Raw genomic sequence first — 16,956 nt, 5'->3', positions numbered from 1 at the left:
GTCCGTCCGATTGACGGAAGAACCGGCCGGGCGCCAGACTTCGCCGACAAGAAACCAGGGAGGCAGGCGTCGCATGAGCGTGGCCGTATCGATGCCGAACGCCGGGGATCCGGTGTCCCGTGCCCGCGCCCTCGCGCCGGTGATCGAGGCCGCCGGCGCGCGGATCGAGGCCGGACGCGAATTGCCGGCCGATCTCCTCGAAGCCCTGCACGCCGCGCGCCTCTTCCGCACGCTGCTGCCGCGCTCGCTCGGCGGCGACGAGGCCACGCCCGAGACCTATGCCCGCATGATGGAGATCATCGCCCGCGCCGATGCCTCCACCGCCTGGTGCATCGGCCAGGCCTCCGGCTGTTCCATGGCGGCGGCCTATGTGGCGCCCGAGGTCGCGCATCGCATCTGGGATCCGCGCGACGCGGCCCTGGCCTGGGGCGCCGTCCAGCCCGGCCAGGTCGCGGAGGTCGTGGAGGGCGGCTATCGCGTGACGGGCTCCTGGCCCTTCGCCAGCGGCGGCCGCCACGCCACCTGGTTCGGCGGGCATTGCCGGGTCCGCGAGCGCGACGGAACGATGCGCGACTTGCCCGACGGCTCGCCCTACGAGCGCACCATGCTCTTCCCGCGCGAGGCGATTGCCATGGCGCCGGACTGGCAGGTGATGGGGCTGCGCGGCACGGGCAGCGACACCTATACGGTCACCGGCCTCTTCGTGCCGGAGGCCTTCACCGTCCGCCGCGACCGCGAGGAGGAGCGCCGGGCGCTCGGCCATGGCAGCCTCTACCGCTTCACCACCACGCATCTCTACGCGACGGGCTTCGCGGCCGTGGCGCTCGGCATCGCGCGGGGGCTGCTCGACGATTTCGTGACCCTGGCCGGCGGCAAGACGCCCATGGCGACCAGCCGCATGCTGCGCGACAGCCCCGTGCTGCAAAGCGGCCTCGCCTGGGCCGAAGGCAAGTGGCGCGCCGCCCGCGCCGGGCTGCACGCCGCGCTGCGCGAGGCGCAGGAGCATGTGGCGACAGGCACCGCCATGACGACGGATCAGAAAGTCGCCATCCGGCTCGCCTCCACCTTCGCCATCCACCAGGCCAAGGAGGCCGCCGACTTCGCCTGGACCGAGGCGGGCGCCACCGCCATCTTCGAAAGCCGGCCCTTCGAACGCCGCTTCCGCGACCTCCATGCCGTCACCCAGCAGGTGCAGGCGCGGCGCAATCACTTCGAGACCGTCGGCCAGCACCTGATGGGGCTGGCGGCAAATCCCCGTTTCCTCTGACCCGGAAGGACCGCGCCATGCCGCTGGAAGGCCTGAACCACTACACCATCCGCCCCGTGGATCTCGCGAGGACGCGGGATTTCTACGTGAACGTGCTGGGGCTGGAGGAGGGCTACCGCCCGCCGCTCGGCTTCGAGGGCCATTGGCTCTATTGCGGCGGCAATCCGACCGTCCACCTGATCGGCCCGCGGCCGCAGCGGGAGCAGGGCTGGCCGGAGCGCGTCGTGGGGCCGACCGGGCTGCTGGACCACATCGCCTTCTCCTGCACCGGCCTCGCGGAAATGCGCGGGCGGCTGGAGAAGAGCGGGTACAAATACGAGGAGCGCGTCGTCCCGCGCGACCGGCAGACCCAGCTCTTCGTGCATGATCCGGACGGGGTGGCGGTGGAGCTGAACTACCCGCCCTCGGAAACGACCGCCGCATAGGGAAGGCCCAGTTTCGGACGCGCCGCTCCGGCCACTGATCGGCGCGAGGTGAGGTGGTTCTCTACGCGCGTTCATGAGCCGCATCGGGTTCGAATGCGGTTCGGAACGGGGGAGGCGAGGACTCGACTCGCGTCCTGAGTTCTCTTTATGTTCTCTTTCATGGAGAGCGAGGCATACCTGATCGATCTGGCCCGCCGCGCGGCGGCCAGAGCACGCGACCGCGGCCAGGACGAGGTCCGGGCCGCGCACGAGGCCGTCTGGGCTGCTCGCCCGGCATGGCCGGTGCCGCTGATCTCCGAGGCCGTGGAAGCCGCCTTGTGGGGCCGGTGACGCGGTCCGAGACACAACCAAGGCGAGACCTGCCAGACCCTCGCGACCAGACAAAGAAGCTGTCGCCGAAATTGACGATTCTTCGTTGAATGCTGAGGCATACGGCTATCCGGCGGAACTGACAGAAGAAATCCCTAGGCACGGCTATTGCATTGTCGATGTGGCAAGCAAAGGGAGATTTCGATGTTCCATACATTACGCTGCTTACTTCTGGGCATGGCCTTGGCATTGGCCGGGGCTCAAGCAGGACGAGCCGACGTGATCCTGACGTTCCAGCAGTCCGGGCCTCTGGTCCAAAATAGCACGCCTCTTGATCCGCCCACACCGCGGTCGGGTCTTCTGGGGCTCACGCTCGTTCTCACCGACGAGGCTTTCGCAGCGGGCGTCAACCTGCGACAGACACAGGGCCAGTTCGGGGAGGTCTCGTGGCTCCTGGATGGATTGGTGCAGGTCTACGTCAGCATCTACGACGTCACTGACGCGTTCAGTGCGGATATCTGGAACTTCCGCAGCGCGTCCACGCGCACCGCGCCGAAGAACTCCCGGATCGACCTCACCTCAGGCGCCGGTTCCTTCCCCAGCGGGTTGGTCCACTATCAATACAGCAATGCCATAGACCTCTTCTTCACGCTCAATGGGACCAATGTGGTATCTGGAATCGTGACCGGCGATTTTACCTGCTTCCGGGGGTGCACCTTCGGCGGAACATTGGTGCAGTCGGTCCCCGAGCCCGCATCCATCCTGACGTTCGGTGTCGGACTGCTCGCACTGGGTGGCGCTATCAGGCGGCGCCGGGCGGCCTAGCCTCGGGCAATCGGCCGGGTCGGGGGCGGCTTCGCGGCCGGGCCCTCCCGGTCATCATCGCGTCAATTCGGCACCTTCTTGTCCATGGCCGCATCGACGACATCCAGGCGCGGATGCGGCAGCAACGCGGTGGGCCAGTGGGTCGCCGGGTGCGCCCTCGCGCAAAGATGCAGCGGCTGCCGGCGATCTCGGGACCTGGTGGATGGGACGGCGCCGAGTTCGATCCCGCCGCCACGGTCCCGGTCGGCCCGGGCAGCTTCGTCACGCATGTCGCGCGCGGCATCCACTTATGACGGACCTCGACGCCGGCCCGGTAGATCACTCCTGCGCGATCCCGGCCTGCGCGATCAGCTCGCGCCAGGCGGGAACCTCGCGCGCGACGCGGTTGGCCAGCGCCTCCGGCCCGTCGGGGCGCACGATGAAGCCGGCGTTGCGCATGCGCGCGCGGGTCTCGGCCGCGCCCATGACGGCGGTGGAGGCGCTGGCCAGCCGCTCGATGATGCCATGGGGCGTGCCGGCGGGCACGTGGAGGCTGAGGAAGGTCTCGGTCACGAAATCCGCGAAGCCGAGCTCGCGCATGGTCGGCACCTCGGGCAGGTCGAACCAGCGCTCCGGCCCGGTCAGCGCGAGCGCGCGCAGCGTACCCGCCTTGATCTGCGCGTGGGAGGAGGCGAGCGCGGTGGCGCCGATCTCCGTATTGCCCGCGAGCAGCGCCTGGACGCAAAGCGCCGCGCTGCTGTGCGGCACCTGCACCAGGCTGAACTGGCGCAGGATGCGCAGGCGCTCGCCCGCCAGATGGGGCGTGGAGCCCGTGCCCGGATTGGCGAAGTGCATCCCGCCGGCCGTGGCGCCGGCGCGGGCGATCAGTTCGTCGAGGCTGCGGATGGAAGAGGCCGCCCCGGCCAGGAAGACATCCGGCGAGGCGCCCAGCTCGGTGACCGGCGCGAAGTCGCGGATCGGATCGTAGCCGGGATTGCGGAACAGGCTGGCATTCACCACGAAGCCCGTCGAGGGCACCAGCAGCGTATAGCCGTCGGGCGCCGCCCGCGCGGCCAGCGCCGTTCCGATATTGCCGCCGGCGCCGCCGCGGTTCTCGATCACCACGGGCTGGCCGAGCGCGGGCGAGAGCCCGTTGGCCAGGATGCGCGCCACGACGTCGGTGGGGCCGCCCGGGCCGAAGGGCACGACGATGCGCAGCGGACGGCTGGGCCAGCCCTGCGCGCGGGCGGGCGCGGCGATCAGGGCCGGCAGCGCGAGCAGCGCCCGGCGCGCCAGGCCGGCGCGTGGTGATGTCATCTCCCGTTTCCTCCCGTCTTCCGGAAACGGTGCGGCGCGCCGCGGCGCCGGGTCAAGCGCGGGTTTCGTCCGGTGTCGCAGGGGACCGGCGGCCGCGGCGTTCCGGCCGGCTTCGCGCCGGCCGGGATCGGGGCCAGCATGGCCCGGAGCTTCGCAAGGATTTCCCGCATGCCCCTTCCCGCGCATCCCGTCTGGCGCTCCGGCCTCTTCGTGCCGGTGAATGTCGAGCGCTTCCTCGCCAAGGCCTCGTCGCGCGGCGCCGACGTCATTCAGCTCGACCTCGAGGACAGCATCGCGCCGGCCGACAAGGCCGCGGCGCGCAAGGCGCTCCCGGCCGCGGTGGAGCGCATCCGCCGCGAGGGCGTCTCCGACATCCTGGTGCGCATCAACCAGCCGCTGGAGCTCGCCGTGCGCGACCTGGAGGCGGCGGTGCTGCCGGGCGTGGACGGCCTCATGATCACCAAGGCCCAGGGGCCCGACCATCTGCGGCTGCTGGACGAGCTGGTCTCGCGGCTCGAGGCCCAGCGCGGCCTCCCCGACCGCGCGATCCGCTTCATGGTGCTGATCGAGGGGCCCGGGCCGCTCGCCAATGCCCAGGAGATCGCCCGCGCCACGCCGCGCAACCTCGGCCTCTCGCTCGGCGCCGAGGACTACGCGACCGAGATGGGCGGCGAGCCGACGGCCGAGACGCTGCTGCTGCCCAAGCAGCAGGTGCTGCAGGCCGCGCGCACCCACGGGCTGATGCCCATGGGCACGATCGGCACCGTCGCCGACTATTCCGACCTGGTGGAGTACGGGCGCATCGTGCGGCTCTCGGCCAGCTACGGCTTCGTCGGCGCCTCGGCCATCCACCCGGCGCAGGTGCCGGTGCTGAACGCCGGCTTCAGCCCCTCGCCCGAGGCGGTGGCGAGGGCGGAGAAGATCGTGACGCTGGACAAGGAGGCCGCGGCGGCCAACCGCGGCTCCTGGTCGCTGGACGGCAAGATGATCGACATCCCCATCGTCCAGCGGGCGGAGGCGCTGCTGGCCCGGGCCCGCGCGATCGCCGATCGGGCGAAGCGCGCCGGCTGAGCCGCCCTCAGGGCGTGTGGCGGTTCCTGGGCTTCGCCAGCCCGAGGTGGTCCCGCAGCGTCGGTCCGGAATATTCCGTCCGGAACATCCCGCGCGCGCGCAGCTCCGGCAGGACCAGCTCCACAGTCTGGTCCAGGCCGAGCGGGAGGACCGGCGGGCAGAGGTTGAAGCCGTCGGCGGCGCCGGCTTCCACCCATTCCTGCATGTCGTCCGCGACGTCCTTCGCCGTGCCGATCAGGCAGCGGCCGCCGAAGCCGGGGGTGATGGTCTGGTAGAGCTGGCGGATGGTGAGGTTGTCGCGCCGGGCCAGGGCAAGCAGCTTCGCGGCCATGCTCTTGATGCGCGGATCCGGCGGCTCGGGGACCGGCCCGTCCAGGTCATGGCCGCTGAGGTCGCCGAACTGCTGGTAGAGGTAGGAGAGGCCGAGCTCCGGCACGACCAGCTCGTTGAGCTGGTCGTATTGCGCGCGGGCCTCGGCGCGGGTGCGGCCCAGGAAGAGCGTCACGCCCGGCATGATCTTGAGCGTGTCCGGCGCGCGCCCGTATTTGGCCAGCCGGCCCTTGAGGCCGCCGTAATAGGCCTTCGCCGAGGCCAGGTCGAAATGCGAGGAATAGACCACGTCGGCGCTCCGGGCCGCGATCTCCATCCCCTGCTCCGCCGCGCCCGCCTGGACCAGCACCGGACGGCCCTGCGGCGTGCGCTGGATGGTCAGCGGCCCCTCGACCCGGAAATGCTTCCCCTTGTGGTGGAGCGTGTGCATCTTCGAGGTGTCGAGCAGGATGCCGCTCTCCTTGTCGAAGACGCCGGCCCCCTCCTCCCAGCTGTCCCAGAGGCCCTTCACCACCTCCACGAACTCGGCCGCGCGCTCGTAGCGCAGGTCGTATTCCATGTGCTTTTCGCGGCCGAAGTTGCGGGCCTCGATCTCGGACCAGGAGGTGACGACGTTCCAGCCCGCCCGGCCGCCGCTCAGATGGTCCAGCGAGGCCCATTTCCGGGCGACGTGATAGGGCTCGTTGTAGGTGGTGGAGGCCGTCGAGACGAGGCCGATCTGCGAGGTCACGGCGGAGAGCGCCGAGAGCAGCGTCAGCGGCTCCAGCTCGAAGGTCTGGTGCGAGCGCTGCAGGGCGCCGGGCGGCGTGTCCGGCGTGCGCAGCCCGATGCCGTCGGCCAGGAAGACCATGTCGAGCTTCGCGCGCTCGGCGGTCTGGGCGATGTATCTGTAGTGGCTGAACTTGGAGGCCGCGTCCGGATCGGCCGAGGGGTGCCGCCAGGCCGCGGCGTGGTAGCCGAGGTAGCGCATGGAAAGGCCGAGGCTGATCCGCTTCGGGCTGCTCATCATTCGGGTCTCGCCGCTGCCTGGCGGCACGCTGCCCGGCCTGCCGCGGGAGGTCCAGGGGGACCGCCGGCGATCTCCCCGCCCCGCGAATCCGCCCGCGAGGTTGACCCCCCGGACCCGCCTGCCTATACACCGCCGCACCGCCGGGGTGGGTCGCCCACCGCCGGCCCCTTCCCTTGTAGTGATACTACCCAGGAGCCTGCCGTGAAGCGCACCTATCAGCCCTCCAAGCTCGTCCGGAAGCGCCGGCACGGCTTCCGCGCCCGCACGGCCACGGTCGGCGGCCGCAAGGTGCTCGCCAACCGCCGCTCGAAGGGCCGGGCGAAGCTCTCCGCCTGAACCACCCCCCTCGCGGCGCTCGATGGAGGACCAGCCATGCTCGGTCGCCTCAAGCGCCGTGCGGAATTCGTGCAGGCCAGCAAGGCCGGCCGCAGGGCGGCGCGCGATTCGCTCGTGTTGCAGGCCCTCGCGCGTCCTGACGGCGAGACCCGCCTCGGCTTCACCGCCACCAAGAAGATCGGCAATGCCGTGGCGCGCAACCGCGCCAAGCGGCGGTTGCGCGCGGCCGCCCGGCTCGCGCTCGCCGCGGCCCCGCCGCCCGGCTGGAACCTCGTGCTGATCGCCCGCGACGCCACGGGCCGCTGCCCCTTCCCGAGCCTGCTCGCCGACCTCGAGGGGGCGCTGCGCAAGGCCGGCGTGCCGCGCCCCAGGGACGAGGCATGAGCCCCGCGGCCGGCATTCTCAAGGGGGCCGTGGTCACCTACCAGTGGACCCTGCGGCCCTTCATCGGCAGCCATTGCCGATTCCACCCTTCCTGCTCGCATTACGCGCTCGAGGCGCTGACCGAGCACGGGGCCCTGCGCGGGTCCTGGCTCTCCGCGCGGCGCGTCCTGCGCTGCAACCCCTGGCACTCCGGCGGCTACGACCCGGTGCCCCCCTCCCCGCTTCCGGCCGCGCCCGCCTCGGGCCGCGCCGGCTCCGGGATCTGATCGAGACCCATGGACCAGAAGCGCCTTATCGCGGCGATCGCGATCTCCATCGGCATCCTGCTGACCTTCGAGGTGTGGAACAAGTCGAACGCCCCGGTGCCGGCGCCCGCCGTCACCGCCCAGGCGCCGGGCGCCGGCCCCGCCCCGGCGGTGCCGGCGCCCCGCACGTCGGCGGGCCCGGCGGCCGCGCCGGCCGGCACCGAGGCCTCGGCGGCCGCACAGGCCGCTCCCGCCCAGGTCGTCACGGTGAGCAACGGCCGGGTGGAGGGCCGCCTCTCGGCCCGCGGCCTGATCCTCGAGCAGCTGACCCTCACGGACTACCGCGAAACGATCGAGCCCAACTCGCCGCTGGTCACCCTGCTCGCCCCGCGCGGCACGCCGGAGGGCTACTTCGCCCAATGGGGCTGGACCGCCGCCGACAACCGCACGCGCGTGCCGGACAACGACACCGACTGGACCGTGACCGGCGGCCCGCTCTCCGCCACCACCCCGGTGACGCTGAGCTGGGACAACGGCCAGGGCCAGGTCTTCGAGGCGGTGGTCTCGCTCGACGGCGACTACATGTTCCACGTCGACCAGCGGGTGCGGAACAATGCCGCCGAGCCGATCACGGTGCTGCCCTGGGGCCGCATCCGGCGCGAGCGCACGCCGCAGCTCGCGGGGTTCTACATCCTGCACGAGGGCTTCATCGCCGTGCAGGACGGTCGGCTGACCGAGATCACCTACAGCGACGGCAAGACCGCGCAGACCGGCGAGCGCCGCGCCCAGGGCTCCGCCTGGGACAACGAGGCCGTGCAGGGCTGGGCCGGCCTCTCCGACAAGTACTGGCTGACGGCGCTGACCCGCGCCGATGACGGCACCGCGCTGCGCAGCGCCTTCCGCCACATCGGCGACGGCGCGATCGACCGCTGGCAGGTGGACGTGGCGCCCCCGGCCGCCGTGACCGTGGCGGCGGGCGCGACCTCCAGCCTCGCGACCCGGCTCTTCGCCGGCGCCAAGGAGGTGCGGCTGCTCGACCGCTACCGCGACGGCCTGCACATCCAGGATTTCGACAAGGCGATCGACTTCGGCTGGTTCTACTTCATCACCAAGCCGTTCTTCTACGCGATCGATTGGCTGTTCAAGTTCACGGGCAACTTCGGCATCGCCATCCTGATCTTCACCTTCGCGCTCAAGGTCGCCTTCTTCCCGCTGGCGAACAAGGCCTACAAGAGCATGAGCCGGATGCGCATCCTCGGCCCGAAGATGACCGAGATCCGCGAGCGGTATAAGGAAGATCCGCAGAAGATGCAGGCCGAGATGATGGCCCTGTACAAGACGGAGAAGGTGAATCCCGCCTCCGGCTGCCTGCCGATCCTGATCCAGATCCCGGTCTTCTTCGCGCTCTACAAGGTGCTCTTCGTCACCATCGAGATGCGGCATGCGCCCTTCTTCGGCTGGATCCGCGACCTCTCGGCGCCCGACCCGACGAACCTGTTCAACCTGTTCGGCCTCCTGCCCTTCGATCCGCCCAGCTTCTTCCACCTCCCGGCCTGGGCCCTGATCATGGGCGTCACCATGTGGATGCAGCAGCGCCTGAACCCGCAGCCGCCGGATCCGATCCAGGCCAAGGTCTTCGCCTGGATGCCGGTGATCTTCACCTTCATGCTGGCCAGCTTCCCGGCCGGCCTGGTCATCTACTGGAGCTGGAACAACATCCTCTCCGTCGCGCAGCAGTGGTGGATCATGCGGCTGGATGCCAAGGGCAATCCCAAGCCGCCGGCCCAGGGCGGCTTGGCCGCCGCGGCGAAGAAGTGAGCCTTCCCGCCGGCGGCCTGATCGAGGCGCGCGACGAGGAGGAGCGCGCCCGGCTGATCGAGGCGGGGCGGCTGCTCTTCGCGCGGCACTGCGCCTTCTTCACCGCGGCCCAGGGCCTCGACCACCTGCCGCCGCCGGACGGGATCGAGGTCGCCCTGGCCGGCCGGTCGAACGTGGGCAAGTCCTCGCTCATGAACGCGCTGACCGGCCAGACCCACCTGGCCCGGGTCTCGGTCACGCCCGGGCGCACCAAGCAGCTCAACTTCTTCCGCGTCGAGGAGAGCCCGCTCACCCTCGTGGACATGCCGGGCTACGGCTATGCGAAGGCGTCCAAGGCGGTGAAGGAGGACTGGCAGGGGCTGATGTTCGACTTCCTGCGCGGCCGGCCGAACCTGCGCCGGGTCCTGCTGCTGATGGACAGCCGAATCGAGACCAAGCCCTCCGACACCGCCGTGATGGACCTGCTGGACCGCGCGGCCGTGCCCTTCCAGCTCATCCTCACCAAGGCCGACAGCGTGAAGCCCGGCCCGCTCGCGCGGCGCCGCGCCGAGGTCGAGGCCCTGGCCCGCAAGCATCCCGCCGGGCATCCGCTGGTGATCACCTCCAGCAGCGAGACCGGCCTGGGGATGGACGAGCTGCGCGCGGAGCTGGCGGCGCTGGCGGCGTGATCCGCGCCCCGGCCTGAACCGAGCCTGACCCGGCGCGGGTTGACGCGCCGCGGCGCGCATCGGATAGCCGGGTCAAAGCCTCCCAAGGACACGCCATGGACGACGCCCTCGCGCAAATGCAGACGCTGACCGGCGCCCTGCCCTATCTCAAGCGTTACGACGACCAGATCGTGGTGGTGAAATACGGCGGCCACGCGATGGGCGAGGAGGAGACCGCGCTGCGCTTCGGCCGCGACATCGCGCTGCTGGAGCAGGTCGGCGTCAATCCCGTCGTGGTCCATGGCGGCGGGCCGCAGATCAACGCGATGCTCTCGCGCCTCGGCGTGAAGTCCACCTTCGTGCAGGGCCTGCGCGTCACCGACCAGCAGATGGTCGAGGTGGTCGAGATGGTCCTGGCGGGCACCGTCAACAAGCAGGTGGCCGAATCCATCACCCGCGCCGGCGCGCTGGCGGTCGGCATCTCCGGCAAGGACGGCGGGCTGATCCGCGCCCGCAAGGCCACGCGCACGATCAAGGACCCCGGCTCGAACATCGAGCAGGTGCTGGACCTCGGCCTCGTGGGCGAGCCGGAGGAGATCGACACCAAGGTGCTGAAGCTGCTGATCGGCGCGGACATCGTGCCCGTCATCGCGCCGGTCGGCGTGGGCCCGGACGGCCAGACCTACAACATCAACGCCGACACCGTGGCGGGCGCCGTCGCGGGCGCGCTCTCGGCCGAGCGCATGCTCATGCTGACCGACGTGCCGGGCGTGATGGACGCGGACAGGAAGTTCATCACCGAGATGACGGTGGCCGAGGCCCGGGCGGGCATCGCGGCGGGCTGGATCGCGGGCGGCATGATCCCCAAGGTCGAGACCTGCATCTACGCGGTCGAGCAAGGGGTGAAGGGCGCCGTGATCCTGGACGGGCGCGTGCCGCACGCCGTCCTGCGCGAGCTCTTCACGGTCGGCGGCGCGGGCACCCTGATCAAGCCCTGAGGGCCCGACGGGAATGGCGGGCGGCGCGGCCGCTATTCGCGCCGGACGCGAAAATCCGCGCGACAGTTTCACCTCCAGGTAGTAGGAGTTCCGGCCAGAAGACGGCCCGCCACTGCGGCGCGCCGCGGGCTGCCGTGCCCAGGGGTGAGATCATGCGGGATTGCCAAGCCGAGGCATGGAGATGCGGGGAAGGCCCGGCCCGCTGGCATCGGCCCCCCTCGGCTTGAGCATGAGCCACGCCCGCCTGAAGAACCTCGTCATCGTCGCGACCGCGGCCGTGCTGCTGGCGCTGGGCGTGCTGGTGGCGCGGCTGCTGTGGCGCGGCGAGCTGATGTCGGTGACGGCCGCCGAGGGCGTGGTCACCCGCGCCGCCGACGTCGCGCAATCCCTGCTCAACCGCCACCTCCTGCAGGTGGAGGGCCAGATCACCAGCCTCGGCGAGCTGATGGGCCAGGACTTCCTGGACGTGGGGGATGCCGACCGGACGAGCCGGGCGCTACGCGAGATGACGGCGCACAGCTTCACCTACCGCAACCTCCTGCTGGCCGACACCGGCGGCATGGTCTGGGCCTCGGCCGTGGAGACGCGGCGCGGGCGCCCCCTGGCCATCCCGGCGGCGCAGCTCCAGGCGGAGCTGAAGCCCGACGCCGCCTCGATCCTCGGCCCCGTGCCGCATCCGCAGACCGGCGAGCTCATGCTGGTCATGGTCCGCCGCATCCCGTCCGGCGCCGGGCGGCCGGACGTGCTGGCCGCCGCCGAGATCCCGACGGCGCTGATCACCTCGGCCCTCGCCCCCATGGTCAACCCCTCGGCGCTGCGCATCCGGCTGGAGCGGGCGGACGGGCTGGTGCTCGCCGCGGGGCCCGGCCAGGAGGAGCTGGAGGGCCGCAGGCTGCCGGCCCCGGCCCGCATGCTGGCCCGGGAGGCGAGCGTCGTCCGCAGCCCCAACCGGCAGGGCGGCGGCGATGTCTTCGCCACTGCGCGGGCCATCTTCTATCCCGGTCTTTTCGCCGTCGCGGTGCTGCCGGAGCAGGTGGCGCTGGCCGAGTGGTTCCATATCCGCCAGCGCGTCCTCGGCGGCGGGGCGCTCATCGCCGCGCTCGTCCTGGCCTTCTCCGCCGCCCTGCTGATCGCGCTCAGCGCCCGCCAGCGGGCCGCGTGGGAGCGCGAGGCCGCCAGCCGGCGCCTCGTCGACGCGGTGGAGAGCCTGCCCGACGGCTTCGTGCTCTGGGACGCCGAGGACCGGCTGGTGGTCTGCAACTCGCGCTACCGGGCGCTGATGGGGGTGGAGGAGGGCCTCCTCGTGCCGGGATACCGCTACGAGGAGCTCGTGCGCGGCTGGCTCGCGCGCGGGCTTTACCGGGTCCGCCAGCCGGCGCCGCTGGAGGTGCAGGTCGCGACCGCGCTCGAGTCGCACCGCACCGCGGACGGCTATTTCGAGCGCGAGCTGGCCGACGGGCGCTGGCTCCGCGTCGCGAAGCAGCGGGTGGCGGAGGGCGGCACCGTCGTCATCCTCTGCGAGATCACCGCGGCCCGGCAGACCATGGCCGCCCTGGCCGAGGCGCGGGACACGGCGGATCGCGCCACCGCCGCCAAGTCGCGCCTGCTCGCCCATGTCAGCCACGAGCTGCGGACCCCGCTCTCCAGCCTGCTGCGCCTGGCGGAGCGCCTGGGGGGCGAGACCAGCCTCCCGGTGGCCCAGCGCCGCCAGGCGGTGCTGGTCGGCGCGACGGCGCGCCACCTGCTCGCGCTGGCCAACGAGGTTCTCGACATCGCGGCCATGGAGGCGCACAGCCTCACGCTCAACCTGGCCCCCGCGCCGCCCGCCGCCATCTTCGAGGATGCCCTCGCGATGGTGCAGCCGCTCGCCGAGGCCAAGGAGGTCCGGCTCAGCTTCAAGGCCGAGGGGCTGCCGGCGCGCATCAAGGCCGACGCCACGCGGCTGCGCCAGATGGTGCTCAACCTGCTCGCCAATGCGGTGAAGTTCACGCCGCCGGGCAGCACCGTCCGGCTGGATGCGACGGTGCATTCCAGCCCGGCGCTGCTGCGCTTCGAGGTCGCCGACCAGGGACCGGGCGTGCCGGAGAGCGAGCGCGACCGCCTCTTCACCGACTTCACCCGCCTCGCCCCCTCCGAGGCCGAGGGCACGGGACTGGGCCTCTCCATCACCGCGCGCCTCGCCGCGCTGATGGGCGGGCGGATCGGCTGCGCCGACGCGCGCGGCGGCACGGGCGCCTGCTTCTGGGTGGAGCTGCCGCTGGTCCTGGCCGGAGAGGATCGGGCGGAGAGGGAGCCGGAGGCCGCGCCCTTCGACGCCGGGCGTCCGCTGCGGCTGCTCGCGGTGGACGACGTGCCGGCCAATCTCTCCGTCCTGCGGGCGCTGCTGGCCACCACGGGCTTCGAGCTGGAGACCGTCACCGAGGGGGTGGCCGCGCTGGAGGCGGCGGCCGTCGCGGCGCGGGAGGGCCGTCCCTTTGACGTGGTGCTCATGGACGTGATGATGCCCGGCCTGGACGGCATCGAGACCACGCGGCGGCTGCGGGCCATGCCCGGGCCGGCGGGCCGCGTGCCGGTCGTGGCCCTCACCGCCAGCGCCTTTCCCGAGGATGTCGCGGCCTGCCGCGCGGCGGGCATGGTGGCGCATCTGAGCAAGCCGGTGGAGCGCGGGCAGCTCCTGCGGGTGCTGGCCTCGCTGGTCTCGGGCAGGCCCGCCGGGGGCAAGCCGGCCGGCGACGCGGCGTCGGAGGAGCTGGGCGCGCTCCGGCCGCTCTTCCTGGCGGAGCTGCGGAAGCGGCTGGACCAGCTGGAGGCCGCCGGGACGCAGAAGGGCGCCCTGCTGGAGGCGCTGCACGCGATCGCCGGGACGGTCGGGCATCTGGGCGAGCCGGAACTGGTCGCAAGGGCGCGCGGCGTGCTGAAGGCGCTGCAGGACGAGGAGCCCGGCGCGCCGGAGATGGCGCGGATGCTGCTGGCGGAGCTGCGGCGCGCGGTTCGGGGCTTCATGGCGGTGGAGGCGGCGGCCTGAGGGGCTGCCGGGGGCGCCGGCCGTTCAGGCCGGCCTGATTCCCTCGGCCTTCGCCCCATCCCGCTCGATCATCAGCCGCCGCGCCTCGGGCGGGATGGGCGTGCTGGCGCCGTCCCGCACGCAGACCAGCAGCGCCCGGCACTCGAAGCAGAGCCCCTTCCGCCAGACCGCGTAGTCCTGCGTGAAGCTGGTGTTGCGCAGGCCGGCCACGCGCAGGGTCAGCAGCACCTCGTCCTCGAAGGCGAGCGCGCGGAGGTAGCGCGCCTCCAGCTTCGCCACGACCGGCCCCGGCTGGTCCGCCCGCAGCGCCTGGCCGAGCGAGCGCCAGTGGTCCACGCGCAGGTCCTCGAACATCACGAGATAGGCCGTGTGGTTCACATGGCCGTAGAGGTCGCATTCGGCCCAGCGGATGCGATGGCGCACGGCCATGCTCCACTCGCCCTCGACGCCGAATTCCTCCATCAGCGATGCCATTCCATGCTCCTGCTTCCTGTCCGCAGGCTGGACGGAATCGGCGCGGGCATCCACCCTGCACGGCGTATCGAGCGAGAAACGACATGCCGCGCCGCAGGGCGTTCCTGCTGGCGGGGGGCGCGCTGGCCGCGCCGGGCGTGGCCCGGGCCGCCTGGCCCCTCGACCGCCCCATCGAGATCATCGTCCCCGCACCGGCGGCCAGCGCGCATGACGCCATCGCGCGCCTCGTCGCGCAGCACCTGCCCCGGCAGATCCCGGGCGCGCGCTGCGTCGCGACGAACCGGCCAGGCGCGGGCGGCCAGATCGGCTTCGAGGCGCTCTTCCACGCGCCCGCCGACGGCTACACGCTCGGCATGGTCACCGCGACGCCGCTGCACGCCATGGCGATCGAGCGGCGGCCGCGCTACGATCCGGAGGGCTTCACCTTCCTGGCCAATATCGTGGACGATCCCGGCGGCTTCTGGGTGAAGGCCAACAGCCCCTGGACCAGCCTGGCCGACCTCCAGATGGCGGCGCGCGGCGCGCCGGGCGAGATCGGCATCGGCACCACGGGCATCGGCAGCGACGACCACCTGCTCGTGCTGGGCTTCGAATCGGCCGCCGAGATCACGCTGCTGCACGTGCCCTATGCCTCGACCGGACCGATCCAGCGCGACCTGCTGGTGGGCACGCTGGCCGTCGGCGCCTTCAACGCCAGCGAGGCGCTGCCGCTGCTGCGTGGCCGGCGCATCCGCGGCCTGGCCCAGGCGGGGCCCGAGCGCTGGCCCGCGGCCGGGACCCTGCCGACCTTCCGCGAGGGCGGCTTCGACGTGACGGGCGGCGCGGCCCGCGGCATCGCGGCGCCGCCGGGCCTGCCGGCCGAGATCACCCTGCAGTTCGAGCTCGCGCTGAAGGACATGCTGGCCGATCCCGGCTTTCTTCAGGAGGCAGAGGCCCAGATGCTGCCGCTGCGGCCCCTGGTCGGCCTGCCCTACCGGCGGAGGATGGCGGCCGACCATGCCGCATTGCAGGCGCTGTGGCAGCGCCGGCCCTGGCGCGACTGAGCAGATTGCCCTTGCGCCGCGTGGTCCGGAGCCTCCAGGCTCCCTGAAAAATCCAGGGAGGAAGTCATGTCCGGTCGTCGCCAGATCCTGGCGGGAGGCGCCGCCGCGCTCGCGGCGCCGCGCCTCGCCCATGCCCAGGCGGCCGCCTGGCCGAACGAGCGCCCCGTCGAGGTCATCATCCCCTTCCCCGCAGGCGGCGGCGTGGACGTGATGGCGCGCCTGGTGATGCCGCTGGTCGCGGCGCAGATCCCGGGGATGCGGCACGTCGTCACGAACCGCAGCGGCGCGGCGGGGCAGATCGGGCTGGAGGCGATCTTCAACGCGGCGCCGGACGGCTACACGCTGGGGGCCACCACCCTGCCCGCGCACAACGCCATCCCGATGGAGCGGCCGGCGCGCTTCCGGGCGATGGACTTCACCTTCCTCGCCAATGTGGTGGGCGACGCGAACTGCTTCTACGTCCGCGCCGACAGCCCCTTCCGCCGCGTGGCCGACCTCGTGGCGGCGGCGCGGGCGCGGCCGGGCCAGCTCACCTACGGCACGACGGGGGTGGGCTCGGACGACCATCTCTTCATGATGAACTTCGAGCAGGCGGCGAATGTGCCGCCGCTGGTCCACATCCCCTTCGCCGGCGCGGCGCCGCTGATCCCGCAGCTGCTGGGCGGGCACATGGACCTCGCCGCGATCAACGTGGGCGACGCGCTCGCCATGAAGCGCGAGGGGCGGCTGCGCATCCTGGCCCAGGCCGCCGAGCGGCGGTGGGAGGAGGCGACGGACGTGCCGACCTTCCGGGAAGAGGGCTTCGAGGTGCTGAACGGCGCGGAGCGCGGGCTGATCGGGCCGCCCGGCCTGCCCGGGGCGGTCACGGCGCGGCTGACCGCGGCCTTCGCCGTGGCGCTGCGCGACACAGACTTCCTCCGCGAGGCGAAGCGGCAGTTCATGCCGCTGCACACGCTGATCGGGGCGGAGTACCGGGCGATGGCGCAGCGGACGGAGGCGCAGCTGCAGGCGCTGTGGCAGCGGAGGCCCTGGCGGGAGCGGTAGCTGAAAACCGGCCGGCAGCCGTTCGCGATGTGGGCCGGCGGGATCATGAATCTGTCGCTGCCCGCCGCTTGGACGTCCCTGTGTCCGCTCCTTGAGGCCACCAACGAATGGCACTGGAGATACCGACGCCAAAGCGCGCTGCCACGCCCCGTCGCTAAGCACCCGCAGCCGCCGCAGCAACCACACGTTCCCCCAAATCCACCGATAGGGCTTTCGACATCTCTGCCAACCTCCTCGCCGGCAGAGAGCTTGAAGCAGACTTCAATCGTGTCGGAAAAGGCTACCGATTCATTTAGGTCGAGGAACGCTCTAATCGCATATCAATTGTCGCTTCGGCTTGGCACCAGCTCGATGAAGGCGGCGCGGGTGGGACGGAAACCGCCTTCACGGAGCTGCTGTCGGGCCGCTGC

18 protein-coding genes are annotated in these 16,956 nt (G+C 71.8%); 14 read left to right on the top strand and 4 right to left on the bottom strand.

The genetic code is table 11. The features are described from left to right. Nucleotides 1-73: 73 nt before the first annotated feature. The 4 genes from EJV46_RS03210 to EJV46_RS03200 all read left to right on the top strand — a co-directional run bounded on the left by EJV46_RS03210 (nt 74) and on the right by EJV46_RS03200 (nt 2,826). Nucleotides 74-1,267 carry an acyl-CoA dehydrogenase family protein gene (locus tag EJV46_RS03210; protein WP_131547136.1) on the top strand — a complete coding sequence of 398 codons (1,194 nt, stop codon included), beginning with the start codon at nt 74-76 and terminating at the stop codon, nt 1,265-1,267. Nucleotides 1,268-1,284: 17 nt separating this feature from the next. Continuing rightward, the gene (locus EJV46_RS03205) at nt 1,285-1,692 is read left to right on the top strand and encodes a VOC family protein (RefSeq protein WP_131547135.1); all 408 of its coding nucleotides are present in this window, start codon (nt 1,285-1,287) and stop codon (nt 1,690-1,692) included. A gap of 147 nt (nt 1,693-1,839) precedes the next feature. Then, the gene (locus tag EJV46_RS22655; protein ID WP_165585309.1) at nt 1,840-2,022 is read left to right on the top strand and encodes a hypothetical protein; all 183 of its coding nucleotides are present in this window, start codon (nt 1,840-1,842) and stop codon (nt 2,020-2,022) included. A gap of 258 nt (nt 2,023-2,280) precedes the next feature. After that, nucleotides 2,281-2,826 (top strand): PEP-CTERM sorting domain-containing protein, encoded by a 546-nt coding sequence (locus EJV46_RS03200; protein ID WP_165585308.1) that lies wholly within the window; start codon nt 2,281-2,283, stop codon nt 2,824-2,826. 62 nt (nt 2,827-2,888) lie between these two features. On the opposite strand, the gene EJV46_RS03195 is transcribed toward EJV46_RS03200, so the two are convergent. Together EJV46_RS03195 and EJV46_RS03190 are read right to left on the bottom strand one after the other, a co-directional pair. Continuing rightward, nucleotides 2,889-3,095 (bottom strand): hypothetical protein, encoded by a 207-nt coding sequence (locus EJV46_RS03195; RefSeq protein ID WP_131547133.1) that lies wholly within the window; start codon nt 3,093-3,095, stop codon nt 2,889-2,891. Nucleotides 3,096-3,144: 49 nt separating this feature from the next. Continuing rightward, nucleotides 3,145-4,122, bottom strand: a complete 978-nt coding sequence (locus EJV46_RS03190) for a tripartite tricarboxylate transporter substrate binding protein (RefSeq protein ID WP_165585307.1) — start codon at nt 4,120-4,122, stop codon at nt 3,145-3,147. Between the two features lie 168 nt (nt 4,123-4,290). On the opposite strand from EJV46_RS03190, the gene EJV46_RS03185 reads away from it, so the two are divergent. Beyond that, entirely contained in the window at nt 4,291-5,193 is a 903-nt protein-coding gene (locus EJV46_RS03185; RefSeq protein ID WP_131547131.1) for a CoA ester lyase, read from the top strand. 7 nt (nt 5,194-5,200) lie between these two features. Here EJV46_RS03185 and EJV46_RS03180 read toward each other — a convergent pair whose 3' ends face one another. Then, nucleotides 5,201-6,529 (bottom strand): LLM class flavin-dependent oxidoreductase, encoded by a 1,329-nt coding sequence (locus tag EJV46_RS03180; RefSeq protein ID WP_131547130.1) that lies wholly within the window; start codon nt 6,527-6,529, stop codon nt 5,201-5,203. 204 nt (nt 6,530-6,733) lie between these two features. Between EJV46_RS03180 and rpmH the strand changes: the two genes are divergently transcribed. The 7 genes from rpmH (at nt 6,734) to EJV46_RS03145 (ending at nt 13,985) form a co-directional block, all read left to right on the top strand. Next, nucleotides 6,734-6,868, top strand: a complete 135-nt coding sequence (rpmH, locus tag EJV46_RS03175; protein ID WP_131547129.1) for a 50S ribosomal protein L34 — start codon at nt 6,734-6,736, stop codon at nt 6,866-6,868. 36 nt (nt 6,869-6,904) lie between these two features. Then, nucleotides 6,905-7,252 (top strand): ribonuclease P protein component, encoded by a 348-nt coding sequence (rnpA, locus tag EJV46_RS03170; protein WP_131547128.1) that lies wholly within the window; start codon nt 6,905-6,907, stop codon nt 7,250-7,252. Next, nucleotides 7,249-7,518: a membrane protein insertion efficiency factor YidD gene (gene yidD / locus EJV46_RS03165; protein ID WP_131547127.1), complete on the top strand. Its 270-nt coding sequence runs from the start codon at nt 7,249-7,251 to the stop codon at nt 7,516-7,518. The genes rnpA and yidD overlap by 4 nt, the downstream gene beginning before the upstream one ends. Before the next feature lie 9 nt (nt 7,519-7,527). Then, nucleotides 7,528-9,315 carry a membrane protein insertase YidC gene (yidC, locus tag EJV46_RS03160; RefSeq protein ID WP_131547126.1) on the top strand — a complete coding sequence of 596 codons (1,788 nt, stop codon included), beginning with the start codon at nt 7,528-7,530 and terminating at the stop codon, nt 9,313-9,315. Then, nucleotides 9,312-9,983, top strand: coding sequence for a ribosome biogenesis GTP-binding protein YihA/YsxC (gene yihA, locus EJV46_RS03155; RefSeq protein ID WP_206020686.1), 672 nt, complete (start codon nt 9,312-9,314; stop codon nt 9,981-9,983). The genes yidC and yihA overlap by 4 nt, the downstream gene beginning before the upstream one ends. Nucleotides 9,984-10,078: 95 nt before the next feature. After that, the gene (gene argB / locus EJV46_RS03150; protein ID WP_131547125.1) at nt 10,079-10,960 is read left to right on the top strand and encodes an acetylglutamate kinase; all 882 of its coding nucleotides are present in this window, start codon (nt 10,079-10,081) and stop codon (nt 10,958-10,960) included. A gap of 229 nt (nt 10,961-11,189) precedes the next feature. After that, a complete protein-coding gene (locus EJV46_RS03145) occupies nt 11,190-13,985 on the top strand; it encodes an ATP-binding protein (protein WP_165585306.1) in 2,796 nt (931 codons plus the stop codon). A 24-nt stretch (nt 13,986-14,009) separates the two neighbouring features. On the opposite strand, the gene EJV46_RS03140 is transcribed toward EJV46_RS03145, so the two are convergent. Next, nucleotides 14,010-14,459, bottom strand: a complete 450-nt coding sequence (locus EJV46_RS03140; RefSeq protein ID WP_131547123.1) for a thioesterase family protein — start codon at nt 14,457-14,459, stop codon at nt 14,010-14,012. A gap of 83 nt (nt 14,460-14,542) precedes the next feature. Between EJV46_RS03140 and EJV46_RS03135 the strand changes: the two genes are divergently transcribed. Then, nucleotides 14,543-15,502 carry a tripartite tricarboxylate transporter substrate binding protein gene (locus tag EJV46_RS03135; protein ID WP_165585305.1) on the top strand — a complete coding sequence of 320 codons (960 nt, stop codon included), beginning with the start codon at nt 14,543-14,545 and terminating at the stop codon, nt 15,500-15,502. A gap of 66 nt (nt 15,503-15,568) precedes the next feature. Further along, complete coding sequence (locus EJV46_RS03130) at nt 15,569-16,546, top strand: tripartite tricarboxylate transporter substrate binding protein (protein WP_131547121.1); 978 nt, start codon at nt 15,569-15,571, stop codon at nt 16,544-16,546. The last annotated feature ends 410 nt before the right edge of the window (nt 16,547-16,956 follow it).

This window comes from Roseococcus sp. SYP-B2431 (assembly GCF_004336745.1).
In the GTDB taxonomy this organism is placed as follows: Bacteria; Pseudomonadota; Alphaproteobacteria; order Acetobacterales; family Acetobacteraceae; genus Roseococcus.
This window is presented reverse-complemented; position numbering and strand designations above follow the sequence as displayed.

Coding starts and splice junctions, on each gene's coding strand:
- EJV46_RS03210 (WP_131547136.1), top strand. CDS start 74: ATGAGCGTGGCCGTATCGATGCCGAACGCCGGGGATCCGGTGTCCCGT.
- EJV46_RS03205 (WP_131547135.1), top strand. CDS start 1,285: ATGCCGCTGGAAGGCCTGAACCACTACACCATCCGCCCCGTGGATCTC.
- EJV46_RS22655 (WP_165585309.1), top strand. CDS start 1,840: ATGTTCTCTTTCATGGAGAGCGAGGCATACCTGATCGATCTGGCCCGC.
- EJV46_RS03195 (WP_131547133.1), bottom strand. CDS start 3,095: ATGCGTGACGAAGCTGCCCGGGCCGACCGGGACCGTGGCGGCGGGATC.
- EJV46_RS03190 (WP_165585307.1), bottom strand. CDS start 4,122: ATGACATCACCACGCGCCGGCCTGGCGCGCCGGGCGCTGCTCGCGCTG.
- EJV46_RS03185 (WP_131547131.1), top strand. CDS start 4,291: ATGCCCCTTCCCGCGCATCCCGTCTGGCGCTCCGGCCTCTTCGTGCCG.
- EJV46_RS03180 (WP_131547130.1), bottom strand. CDS start 6,529: ATGAGCAGCCCGAAGCGGATCAGCCTCGGCCTTTCCATGCGCTACCTC.
- rnpA (WP_131547128.1), top strand. CDS start 6,905: ATGCTCGGTCGCCTCAAGCGCCGTGCGGAATTCGTGCAGGCCAGCAAG.
- yidD (WP_131547127.1), top strand. CDS start 7,249: ATGAGCCCCGCGGCCGGCATTCTCAAGGGGGCCGTGGTCACCTACCAG.
- yidC (WP_131547126.1), top strand. CDS start 7,528: ATGGACCAGAAGCGCCTTATCGCGGCGATCGCGATCTCCATCGGCATC.
- argB (WP_131547125.1), top strand. CDS start 10,079: ATGGACGACGCCCTCGCGCAAATGCAGACGCTGACCGGCGCCCTGCCC.
- EJV46_RS03145 (WP_165585306.1), top strand. CDS start 11,190: ATGAGCCACGCCCGCCTGAAGAACCTCGTCATCGTCGCGACCGCGGCC.
- EJV46_RS03140 (WP_131547123.1), bottom strand. CDS start 14,459: ATGGCATCGCTGATGGAGGAATTCGGCGTCGAGGGCGAGTGGAGCATG.
- EJV46_RS03135 (WP_165585305.1), top strand. CDS start 14,543: ATGCCGCGCCGCAGGGCGTTCCTGCTGGCGGGGGGCGCGCTGGCCGCG.
- EJV46_RS03130 (WP_131547121.1), top strand. CDS start 15,569: ATGTCCGGTCGTCGCCAGATCCTGGCGGGAGGCGCCGCCGCGCTCGCG.